The following is an 11,223-nucleotide window of genomic DNA, read 5'->3' as shown; positions in this document are numbered from 1 at the left end:
AGGCTCTATCCGGTTCCATTGTTCATTTGTTATGTCCATCTTGATTATATTGCATAATCAAGTTCTTATGTCTAGTTTTTTTGAGATGAGTTGTACAAAGGAAGGGATGAATTGTCAACTTCTTAGAAAAACAAGAAAATTTGTAACCGTTTAATCTTTCTTCAGACTGGTTCAATCAGACTTAAAGCTTCAACATCCGGCTCTTCCCCGACAGCAATGCGAATCCCGGGCCAGAGAGGACTACCAGATTCAAGGTGGAATTTCCGGAAGGCCCTGGAATATTACCGATGCTGGCAAGTTATGTCGTCAGTTGGATTATGTTTTGAGTTTAATTCCGTCCATATGATTCCCGAAAATTTAAAGATTTCCATATTGTTCTTTTAATTCCCGATTAAAGCTTTTTCGTTCCCTGGCATAAAGGGATTTTATAGAATCGTTTTCTCATAACGAAAGGAGAAAACGATGGCCAGGACACCTTCACCCAAGCGCCCCTGCCGTATCTGCAAACGCGGGTTCTTGCCAAATGCCCCGGTTAAAGACCGGCAGAAAACCTGTGACCACCCAAGCTGTCAACGCGATGGGTTTGCTTTTATTCTGCATCGTTTTCTTACCGATGGGTTTTTAACCGCGCTGGGCCACAACGAACTGCTCCTGTATTTTTTTCTGGTGCTCGTATCGGATCGCAATGGCCTTTCCTTTTACAGCTATGACAGGATCTGCACCATGCTGGAACTAAGGATAGATCAATACGTTAAAGCCAAGGACAGCCTTATTGAAAAAGATCTGATAGCTTTTGACGGCACCCTGTTCCAGGTTTTATCCTGAGGTGGACCCATTTGTTGGGACCAATTACCGCTCGGAATAAGCTCTGAGTTGTTTAAGTCTTTATGCCCTGATGCCCCCACCCCTCGTGGCTAACGAAAGGAACCCGTAGGGTGACTGAAGTTAGCCACGAGGGGTGGGGCGACAACGGTTTTCAAGCCGCCTTTTGTTTTATTTGTTCTTTGAAATATACTTCGTCCGGTGTTTTTCTGTTTAGCGACTGATGCGACCTTTCCTGGTTGTAAAATGCAAACCAGTTGCCAAGGCCTTGTTTTAATTCATTGCCGGTCTCAAATTCGCGAAGATAAATGTAGTGGTATTTCACCGTCCACCACAGGCGTTCCACGAAAATGTTGTCAAATGCCCGGCCTCGGCCATCCATGCTGATCTGGACATTGTTTGATTCCAGCACTTCAAGAAATTTCCGGGCAGTAAATTGGCTGCCCTGGTCCGTGTTAAATATATCCGGGCACCCATATCGGATGATCGCCTCTTCCAGGGCCGCAACACAAAAGCTGGTATCCAGGGTATTGGATAAGCGCCAGGAAAGGACTCTCCGGCTGTACCAGTCCATAATGACCACCAGATACATGTAACTGCGCTTCATGGGAACGTATGTGATATCTGCCGCCCAGACTTTATCGGGACGGTCGATATTCATCCCCTTGAGCAGATACGGATAAATTTTGTGTTTTGGATGCGGCTTGCTGGTTTTGGGCCTGGGATAGATGGCTTCCAATCCCATTGTTCGCATCAAACGCTGCACCCGCTTTCTGTTGATATCATGGCCTTTTCGCTGCAGATGGTCGCGCATGGATCGGCTGCCGAATGTCGGCGTTTGCAGGTATTGTTTATCAATGAGTTCCATCAACTTCAAGTCCTCGGCCTTAACCGGCTCAGGTCGATAATAGGCGCTTGAGCGATTGACATCGAGCAACTCGCACTGTCGCCGAACACTGATTTGACGACTATTGGATTTGATCATTTCCATGCGCTCTTTGCGGGTCATAGACCGAACTTCTTGGACAAAAAATCCCGCTCGACCTTTAACTGACCGATTTGACGGTAAAGTTCGTCAACTTTGGCATCGTTTTGTTGTTGGGATTTTTGTCCTTTATCGAAAATATTGGAGGCGCCGTCAAGCAGGGCGCGCTTCCAGTTGTTCACCATTGTCGGGTGAACCCCGTATTTCTGGGCGATTTCAGCAACGGTGGACTCATTCTGGACCGCTTCAAGTGCGACTTTGGCCTTGAATTGTGAACTGTATTGCTTCCGCTTCTTGCTCATCATTAACTCCTTTCTGTCGGGGTTAGTTCAGAGCTTATAACATGGTCCAGTTTTTGGGGTCCACCGCATCCCTCCCGGAATCTTGCCCGGACAGCAAAAGTCGACAAGGGAAAAAGATGTCCGTAACCTGGCAAAAAACATGCTGTCAAGGATAGCGCTTCTGGAAGCGCAAATCATTGGCTACGGAGCCAGCGGCAGAAACGGCGGGTTTAACATGACCCCTTTCGGCCTGACCATGGGTATAGCCAGACTGCGGTTCGGCAGGTCTGCGGCCAGGGAAGCGCATCTTTATATGGAGCGCGCCGTGGACACCACCCGGGAACTGATTGGCTCCCGGGAGCTGGACTGTGACTACTATCACCCGGGGTTCCTGCGGGTGGCCACTTCTCCCAGCTACAAAAAACGTATGAGGTTTTCTTTGTGAACCGCAAAGCCCTGCCATGGCCGCCGGAACCGGTGCGGACCATGAGCGCCAAAGCAATTTTGGCGGCCATGAAGTGCCAGGATCGGTTCACGGACGTGATGGGAGAAACTTAAAATTGTTCTTTTTGGCTTTTGTTATTCCACATCATGCCTGAAAAATTCAGGTCATCCAGCCCGATTGGGCTCTTGGCACTGCCGGGTTTTATGATTGCACCGCATTTTCCAGAGATTTCAGCAACGGCAGTAATCCGGGCACATCATCATGAACAATGCGCCAGAGTGTATCGTTGTCAAAGATCATCCAAAGATCATCCAGAACGGCAGATAGACAATCACCACAAAAAGGATATTGGCAACCATTCTGACGCTGAAAAACCCGATGAAATGCTTCAGGGATATGTAGCCGTACCCGAAGGCCAGCAGGATCAGCGCGTATTCATAGGGGAGGATGATTTGCTCCAGCCCCTGGTTCCAGGCATACATGACCGGAACAATAGGAGCGTCCATCGTATTCACGATGCCGGCCAGTGGTCCTGAAAGACAGGAAACAGCCGCCAAAGGTGTCATGACAAAATTGAGGATTACTGCCAGGAGCCAGGATGCGGCCACCATGTGCACCAGACCGCCGCTAAGATAGGGCTGCAGGTTCTGTGCAATGAAAACCCCCGCCCCAAGCTGGTTGGAGACCGCGCCAATGGCCATGCAGGAAGCCACAAAAATGATCAGTGCATAATTGGCGTCTTTATATGAATGCTCAGTTCCCAGGTTGATGCCCGGCAGGTAGCAAAGAAAAACAGCAGCCACAAATCCCCATCCAACCTCAATCCCGTGGTACGACTCCAGAACCACAAAAAGGCAAAGTCCCAGGGAAATCACCGCCAGCTTTTTTTCTTTGATGCTGAGTTTCCCCATTTTACGATATTCTTCTTCGAAGTAGCTTTTGTAGTGTTCTTTTTTTGCGCGGCCGAACAATACCTGGATGATCAGGATCGTCAGAAAACACCAGATGAGGGTGGGGAGGCCGTTGTATAGAAGATACCGGAGCCAGGAGATGGTATAGCCGGACCCGCTTGCGGCTTCCCAGGCGATCAGTGTCTGCGCGGCGGAGGTATAATAGATGTATGACGGGGTCAGCGCGGACATCACCCCGGCCAGCATGACCGCTGAAGCGCGTCTTGACAAGGGCGGCAACTCCAGGGCCTTGCAGATGCCGAAGGCAATGGCAACGAACAAAACCGTCCGGGAGGCAATGTCCGGAAGAATCAGGGCGATGACGACGCCGGAGATCATAAGGCCGTATAAAAGTCCGTTAAAGCTGCCTCCGGTTTTCAGAATCGCCCAGTAGCTGATTCTGCGGAGCAGCCCTGCGTCATCAAAAATGTAGGTCAGGATCATGCCGGCCAGCAGCATCCAGGGAATGTAATGGCCCCATGGAGCAAACGCCGCCGCGGGTCCCGCAATCCCGGTGACCACATACAAAACCGGAAGAAACATGGCGGGTATGACATAGGGCATCAGTTCAAAGGCCCACAGGAAGATAACAAAAAGGGTGACTGCGAAAAAACATCTGATTTCAGTCGTAAAGGATTCTGTAACAGGGATGGCCATAATCATAAGAGGCAGGAAAATGCAGACGCCCACATGATCATTTTGCCTGTATTGGCAAAAGATTTGTTTTTCATCTTTACCTCGCTTTTTTCTTGATGACACCTTTTACTTCATCATTTCAATGTATCGGGCGGCCGCCTGTGCGGCGAGCGCGCCATCGCTGCAGGCGGTGACGATCTGTCGGAGGTTTTTGCTGTTAATGTCCCCGGCCCCGAAAATGCCTCCTGCACGGGTCTCCATCCAGGAATCGGCTTCAATGTAGCCGTGTTCATTCAGAATGCCCAGGTTCTTGAAAGCCTCCGCCTTGGGTTCCAGGCCGATATATTCAAAGGCGCCTTCTGTCCTGACTGTGATCTCTTCGCCGCTTTTGGTGCACCGGGCCCGTATCGCCTCCAGGCCGTTGGTGCCGATAAATTCAAGAATTTCATGACATTCATAAATTGTGACGTTGGGCAGGGCCCGTAATTTGTCGCATGCTGCCGGGTCGGCCGTCAGGTCGAAAAGCGTGATCAGCGACAGGTGGTCGGCAATTCCCGCCAGGTAAAGGGACTCTTCAACCGCAGAATTGCCTCCGCCGATCATGGCGACCGTTTTGCAGCGGTACTGGGAGCCGTCGCAGATGGCGCACCAGTGAATGCTGTCACCGGCAAATTTTTCCTCACCCGGGACACCGAGCCTTCGGGGATTGGTGCCGGTGGCAATAATGACGGCCCTGGCTTGAAATGTCTGCCCTTCCTCGCAGACAATCTGTTTTTTCCCGTTGTTTTCCAGAATTTGTGTTGCGGTGGCGTATTCAAAAGGCACGCCAAGGGCCTGGGTCTGCTCGAACATCTGAATGGCCAGTTCAGCACCGTTGATAATTCCGGCGCCGGGATAATTCTGGACCTCCAGGGTGTTGATCACCTGGCCGCCAGGGGACAGCTTGTCAAGAAGCAGCACCCTCATATTGGCACGAATGGCATAGATGGATGCCGTCATGCCTGCCGGCCCGGCACCGATGATGACCAGATCGTATTCGTTTTCTTCGTACGGGTAAGCACTGTTTCCCAAGGTATCGCATTGTGTTGTTGTCATTGGTTTTGTCCTTTGCTTTATTCCCTGCCTGTGTTTATAAAGCCGGGCAGCAGGGGCCGGAGGCTTACCGGTTTCCCGCCGCCCGATGGCGGCCGTCTGCCGAGGCCGATCAGGGGCAGAAAAACTTCACCCCCGTGTCAAACTTCTTGTCATTAATGATCAGCTTGACGGCAAACTTGCCTTTAAGGCCTTCCTTGCTGATGTTCATTTTGATATCCCGGTCATCCTCTTCCAGAAATGCGCCGGAACACATGGCCAGGTGCCAGGTGGCCGAGGTGTTGAGAAAATAATGATGGCTTTCGTTTTCGTTTTCCAGGCAGATCATGGCCAGAGTGCCTCTTTCAAACCGGGCGTGAAAGACCATGCGGTCTTCGTCCTCTTCAATGACGACGTTATGCCAGGCATCCGGCTGGGCATCGACGGCTTCGGCATCCGGAACCGTGTCAAATCCCGGCGTGACGTCCAGCCTGCCGATCAGCCGGCCCGGACCGAAGCAAAGATTTTCACCGTCATGGTAAATGGGCAGTTTTTCCGCGCGGTAAAAGTTGCCTTCTGTTTCCAGGTCATAGAGAACCACGCCGTCTTTTTCCTCCACTGTAACCGAGCGCAGTTCCACAGCCGGGTCTTTGGTGTCCAGAAAGGGGCCGAGTTCATCGGCGGCATATCCGTTTTTAAACCCGATGCCGCCGGAATGGATCATGTAGTGGCCCTCGCCGTAAAATTCCACATTGCTGATATACGGGGAGAAAAATTCCTGGCCCCGCTCCCTGCCGTATTGCCAGACCTGCTCGATTTCCATTTTTTCGGTATCAATGCGATAGCGAACGCCCCGGGAAAAATTGTCAGAGTTTTTGATGTAGTTCTCTTTTTTCTTGGCCCGGTACTGGCCGTTGTCAAAACACATGATATCGCCGTTGGGGCATACCAGGGCCGCGTGCTGCTCATACTGCCAGTCAAAATTCTCCACATCGCCCACCGGCGTGAAAAAGTATTTTTTCACCATGTCTTCCGGCCATCCTTCAGGATCGCCGATGATCCAGTTGAGCCTGCCGGAATCAAAATCGATATTCACGACAGCGTCCTGATGACGCCCGGAAAGGGTCAGGCTGTGGGTGGCTTTGTCATACCAGACCGAGTTGTTGTGGAACCAGTCATGGGGGTCCTGGGAACCGGAACCCGCCACATCCTGGGGCAGAAAGCTCGTATAATCCCAGGTTTTCAGAATTTCACCGGTTTGGCGGTCAATGAGCACGCACATATCCTCGACCGTGTCCCGGTGAAAATCCTGCGTCAGCACCAGCAGGTTGCCGTCTTCCATCTCGAAATGATCATGGTGATAGTTGCCGGGCAGGCGGTATTCCTTGTAAATCTTGCCCAGCATGTCCAGTTCGATCAGTCCGGTGGAGTTGTAGGGCATCCGGCAGAACCGGCTGGAACCGGTGAGGATGTTGCCGTTGGCCGCCCGTTTGATGTCGAACATGGTGTTTTCCAGGAGCATCCAGCGGATCTCACCTTTATAATCGTAGGCGGTGGGTAGATTTTTGCCCGCCGGGGTCAGAAACATGAGATTGTCCTGAAGATAATCTGCTGAGGTCATCACACTCAAACAGCGACAGACCTCTTCGGGCAGTTTTTCCGTTTGGATAACGATCTCTTTTTCGGTGCCGTCCGGCAGGGCAATGACGACTTTGTTGGCAAAATCTTCATAAAGCCCGAGAATGGGCAGTCTGTGAAAAGTATCTTCAGGGAAGGTATGAGAAAGATTTTCCCTGTCATGGCGTTTGCCGCAGACAGTCACTGTGGGAGCCACTTTTCGCTTGGTGTGAAACATGACAAGAGCGCACAGGGGGTTGATCAGATATGGATTTTTTATCACAAACGGATGCTCAATCGTGTGCTCATTTTCTTGAAATTCCGCCAGAAATTCATTCTCAGCTTTTGTCTGACGGGTAATCAAGTGTTCCGAATGAGTATATGTTACTTTGTTGGTCATCGTATTCTCCTTTGGGAATAAAACATGGGAAGCTATAGAACCGGAAGATTACAAAATCTCTTTGATGGCTTTTATGATCTCGGGTTTTTGCTTTAATCCGGCAATCCGATTGATTTCCTGCCCATCTTTCATCAGCAGAATGGTTGGAAATCCCTTTACTCCCAGTCGCTCCTTTAACTCCTGGTTTTCATCATAATCGATGGTGTAGATGTTGAAATCCGGCATGGTCTTGTCAATATCGCGCAAGACAAATGCAAGCATCTTGCATGGCCCGCAAGTCTTGGAGTAAAACTCAACCATCATGGGACCGGACTTGTTGAGCTGATCATATGTTTGGGTGTCGAGTTCCTGAATCATGCTTTTCTCCTTTTCTGATGGGTGCTTTTTATTGCATGTCCATAAGACATGTCCGGGCGCTGTTTCTGAAAGCCTCATGGACTTATTTTTTGCCGGACTGACGGCCAGGCCATGGACATGCTTGGGCTTTTTGCACTGTTGGGTATTTTATAAGTCAAAGGCTGAGAAAAGTTCCATGACGGTCGTCATGGAATAATGAATTTTTTTTAATTTTTTTTACTGGGGAGAACAGAGCGGTTTTTATGACGCAATGAGAGGCTTGTATAAGTTTTTGGAAACAGGGGCTTCAAGATTGGGGAAAAAGGAAATCGTTATATATTGAGGCTGCCGAATTCGGTGTCTTTGAGGGCTGCACTGTCATGAATCCATATTTTGCCCCGCCGGGTGGAGATAATGGCCATCTGACGCAGCATTCCCATGGTTCTGAGGGTGGTTTCCGGGGTGGTTCCGGCAATTTCCGATATTTCCTGGCTGGTAAACAAAAGCGGGGAGCCGAATTTGTCATACAGCGTGCTCAGGACCCGAAGTATCCGGTTTTCCACCTTTTTTTCCATCAGATCCAGCAGCCGGGAATTGGCACTGTCAAGTCCCATACCGATCCACCTGAGGATGTTGTGGACAATGACCGGATGGCGTTCCACGAAATCCCGGTAGCTTTTGCCCCCAAGCCCCAGGCATCGCGTGTCTTCAAGAGTTTGGGCCTCGAGGATGCGGGAGCGGTACAGATAGGGGCCAAGAAGATTATACGGTTCGGCTGTTTTCACCAGCAGAAAGGTGACCCGCCGGCCGCTGGAGGACCCGGCACTGACCCGCAGAAGGCCGGAAAGGACAAACAGCACAGTGTCGTAGTTGTCTCCGATCGCCGAAACAAAGGTGTTTTTGGGAAAGGTAAAAATATCGCCGGCAGCAAACAGATCGCATACGATTTTTCTGGAAAGGTCTTTGAAAAACGGTGCACGGCAAAAAACGTCAATGTCTTTTTCTGTGAAATTTTCCATACTTCACACGTAAGCCAATCAACTGATTTTTTCAATAAAAGTTTAGGCGATACCCGGAGTGGCGGAAAAAGTAAATTCCTGGAATCATTCGAGACGAGCTCTGTAAGTAGACCATCTGCCGGGTAAAAAAAGTTCAAAAATAAGCGGTCGTCCCAATCGGATACCGGCTGCCTTACGGACCTTGAGGGCCTCCTTGTGCTCTCTCGGGAATCAAATCTCCCCGATCTCCGCAGCGGCGTCATGCCGTTGGCCACCAGCTTTTTGATATCAGAGAAGGCAAAAGGCTGGTAGCCAACACCACAGTGGAAAATCCTTTTTAAATATCCTATTGCGCCTGGCCGCGTAACGAAATTTCGGAAAATTTGAGTTTTCCTGAGAAATTAAGGAAAGATTTGACTTTGCTGATCAAGCCGTGCATCATATAAAAATATAATAAAGCCAAACCATAGGCAACTATGGGACGGAAAGCCACGGGTCTCACGAAGATAGCCGGGTTGCCAATAAGTGACCAATTAGCATATAAATTGCGCTTCTCGGTAACCGGGAAGCGTTTTTTTATGTAAATAGATCCCCTCAATTGATCATTAAATGAGCCGATATCTGTACAACATGAAAAACAACGAACAGAAAAGAAGATGTGCGGTGGCACCCTTTGTTTGGACCAATCATGGCTCGGAACAAGACGGTGCTAAACTGTTTCACTATGCAGCTTTTCATTGTGGGTTATTCGGGCGTTGGTTTGAATATTGTTAAAGGTGATGCAAGGACGCAATCATGCCAAGAGGCGGCAAGAATCCTTACCTGCCAGAAGATAAAAAGCGGAAAAAGATCAACTTAACGGTCGATCCTTTAACCGTCGAATGGCTCAAAGAGCAGGTCAAGACGCAAAGAATTGGCCAGGGCCGAATCGTTGATGATCTGGTCGATAAAAACCGAAATTTATAAGCAGAGAGAATCCGGAAGAAAGGAGAATCAAAATGAATTACCTTTATCACCTGGCGCTTTCACGGAACCTGTTCCCTCCAAGCAGCCCACGCAATGTTATCGTTAAAGGGCTGCCGATGAAGGAGGTGGATGAACTTCTGGCGCATTGTCAGCGCAGGACCGATATGTTTCGCATGCAGAAGCTCGGCTACGAAGCGGCTGCCAAGGAATTTGCCGCCCAGGGCAAAATAGATCATAAGGAATTCATGGCGCTGGTGGGCAAAAAGGCCCGCGAATTTGCCAAAAAGGAAAAATTTGACCTGGATTTGGCCCAGGCCGAACTCATCGGCTCCAAGCCCCCCAACGAAAACAACAAATAAGGAGATCGCCGTGCTTTAGAAAAATCGTTTCGTTTTACTAATGTTTGCAAAAATATGTAGACATTTGTAGTTGTTCTTGCTATGCTACATGCCATGAATACACAAGACGGAAGAAAAATAAGCCCGAAAGCGATGGAAGAGATCCGCATCCGAGCGGTTCAGCGTGTCCAGGATGGGGAAAGCCCCGAAGAGGTCATTAAGGCCTTGGGGTTTTCCAGAGCCTGTATCTATAACTGGCTTGCCAGATACCGTGGCGGCGGCTGGCACGCCCTGAGTTCCGGCAAGCAAAGCGGACGGCCCAGCAAACTCAACGGCAGCCATATTTCCTGGATTCACAATACAGTCAGGGACAAGGATCCTCAGCAGTTGAAGCTGCCCTTTGCCCTGTGGACCTGCAGTATGGTCGCTGATGTAATCAAGAAAAAATTCGGCATCAAACTGAGCATCAGTTCGGTGAGCCGTCTTTTGCGGCAACTGGGCTTCTCCCCGCAGAAACCCTTGCACCGCGCCTACCAGCAGAATCCGGAAGAAGTTGCCGAATGGAACCGCACGGTTTTTCCGGAGATCAAAAAAAGAGCCAAAAAACTGGGTGCAAAGATATATTTTGCCGATGAATCCGGTGTCAGATCGGATTACCATGCCGGCAGAACCTGGGCGCCGAAAGGGCAAACCCCGGTCGTGGAAAGTACGGGTGCCAGGTTCAGCGTCAACATGATCGCGGCCATTGATACCCGGGGAAGCATGCGCTTTATGATCACCAAAGGCACGGTAAACGGTGAAAAGGTGTGCGAGTTTTTGAAAAAGCTCATGCATGACAACGAAGGCCCTGTATTCGTGATTTGGGATGGTCACCCGACTCATAAATCCAAAAAAGTAAGAGATTGTATCGATTCTTTTGATGGCCGACTGGAAGTTTATTTTCTGCCCTCTTATTCCCCGTCATTGAATCCTGCCGAGCAGGTTTTCAATAACGTAAAGTCTCATGGGACAGGAAGAATGGCGATCTCAGGTCCGGACAAATTCAAATCCATAATTTTCGGTCGCCTGCGAAAACTTCAAAAACTGCCCCGGATTATCAGGTCGTTTTTCCGGCATCCGGATTGTGCTTATATTTTATCGTAATGTATACCTACTTTTGCAAATATTAGTAGTCGCCTGAAACCAATCCCCAGAGATAATGATTCTTTTGCATAACCATTTTCTGCTCTTGACAGGTATTCCGCTATCGCTCCATGCCGGCAAGAGAGAAATACGTTACTGTAGACTACAACTCATCTCAAAAAAACTAGACATAAGAACTTGATTATGCAATATAATCAAGATGGACATAACAAATGAACAATGGAACCGGATAGAG

Annotated in this window: 11 protein-coding genes and 1 riboswitch; of the genes, 5 read left to right on the top strand and 6 right to left on the bottom strand. The window is 49.5% G+C overall.

The window, feature by feature from the left end; genetic code table 11:
* Positions 1 to 462: 462 nt before the first annotated feature.
* Positions 463 to 825: a helix-turn-helix domain-containing protein gene (locus HNR65_RS17690; RefSeq protein ID WP_181552864.1), complete on the top strand. Its 363-nt coding sequence runs from the start codon at positions 463 to 465 to the stop codon at positions 823 to 825.
* A gap of 151 nt (positions 826 to 976) precedes the next feature.
* Here the strand turns inward: HNR65_RS17690 and HNR65_RS17685 are convergent.
* Positions 977 to 2,109 (bottom strand): IS3 family transposase gene (locus HNR65_RS17685; protein WP_181552863.1). Its coding sequence is split into 2 segments (ribosomal slippage): positions 977 to 1,848 and positions 1,848 to 2,109, totalling 1,134 coding nucleotides; the frame shifts between segments, so codons are not numbered across the junction.
* A gap of 82 nt (positions 2,110 to 2,191) precedes the next feature.
* Here HNR65_RS17685 and HNR65_RS17680 point away from each other — a divergent pair.
* Complete coding sequence (locus tag HNR65_RS17680; protein WP_332309046.1) at positions 2,192 to 2,533, top strand: FAD-dependent oxidoreductase; 342 nt, start codon at positions 2,192 to 2,194, stop codon at positions 2,531 to 2,533.
* Positions 2,534 to 2,829: 296 nt separating this feature from the next.
* On the opposite strand, the gene HNR65_RS17675 is transcribed toward HNR65_RS17680, so the two are convergent.
* From HNR65_RS17675 to HNR65_RS17655, 5 genes are all read right to left on the bottom strand, one after another.
* Positions 2,830 to 4,173 carry an SLC13 family permease gene (locus HNR65_RS17675; RefSeq protein ID WP_332309045.1) on the bottom strand — a complete coding sequence of 448 codons (1,344 nt, stop codon included), beginning with the start codon at positions 4,171 to 4,173 and terminating at the stop codon, positions 2,830 to 2,832.
* Between the two features lie 72 nt (positions 4,174 to 4,245).
* Positions 4,246 to 5,214 (bottom strand): NAD(P)/FAD-dependent oxidoreductase, encoded by a 969-nt coding sequence (locus HNR65_RS17670; protein WP_181552860.1) that lies wholly within the window; start codon positions 5,212 to 5,214, stop codon positions 4,246 to 4,248.
* 109 nt (positions 5,215 to 5,323) lie between these two features.
* Positions 5,324 to 7,207 (bottom strand): aryl-sulfate sulfotransferase, encoded by a 1,884-nt coding sequence (locus tag HNR65_RS17665; RefSeq protein ID WP_181552859.1) that lies wholly within the window; start codon positions 7,205 to 7,207, stop codon positions 5,324 to 5,326.
* A gap of 48 nt (positions 7,208 to 7,255) precedes the next feature.
* Positions 7,256 to 7,564: a thioredoxin family protein gene (locus HNR65_RS17660; protein WP_181552858.1), complete on the bottom strand. Its 309-nt coding sequence runs from the start codon at positions 7,562 to 7,564 to the stop codon at positions 7,256 to 7,258.
* A gap of 311 nt (positions 7,565 to 7,875) precedes the next feature.
* Positions 7,876 to 8,562 (bottom strand): Crp/Fnr family transcriptional regulator, encoded by a 687-nt coding sequence (locus HNR65_RS17655; protein WP_181552857.1) that lies wholly within the window; start codon positions 8,560 to 8,562, stop codon positions 7,876 to 7,878.
* Positions 8,563 to 8,989: 427 nt separating this feature from the next.
* Positions 8,990 to 9,064: riboswitch (cyclic di-GMP riboswitch) on the top strand.
* Between the two features lie 272 nt (positions 9,065 to 9,336).
* On the opposite strand from HNR65_RS17655, the gene HNR65_RS17650 reads away from it, so the two are divergent.
* The 3 genes from HNR65_RS17650 (at position 9,337) to HNR65_RS17640 (ending at position 10,988) form a co-directional block, all read left to right on the top strand.
* Positions 9,337 to 9,507: a hypothetical protein gene (locus tag HNR65_RS17650; protein WP_181552856.1), complete on the top strand. Its 171-nt coding sequence runs from the start codon at positions 9,337 to 9,339 to the stop codon at positions 9,505 to 9,507.
* A gap of 32 nt (positions 9,508 to 9,539) precedes the next feature.
* Entirely contained in the window at positions 9,540 to 9,866 is a 327-nt protein-coding gene (locus HNR65_RS17645) for a hypothetical protein (RefSeq protein ID WP_181552855.1), read from the top strand.
* An 81-nt stretch (positions 9,867 to 9,947) separates the two neighbouring features.
* Positions 9,948 to 10,988 carry an IS630 family transposase gene (locus HNR65_RS17640; protein WP_332309044.1) on the top strand — a complete coding sequence of 347 codons (1,041 nt, stop codon included), beginning with the start codon at positions 9,948 to 9,950 and terminating at the stop codon, positions 10,986 to 10,988.
* Positions 10,989 to 11,223: the final 235 nt, after the last annotated feature.

This window comes from Desulfosalsimonas propionicica (assembly GCF_013761005.1).
GTDB lineage: Bacteria > Desulfobacterota > Desulfobacteria > Desulfobacterales > Desulfosalsimonadaceae > Desulfosalsimonas > Desulfosalsimonas propionicica.
Note: the sequence above shows the minus strand (reverse complement) of the source record. Positions and strands in the feature narration are given on the sequence as shown.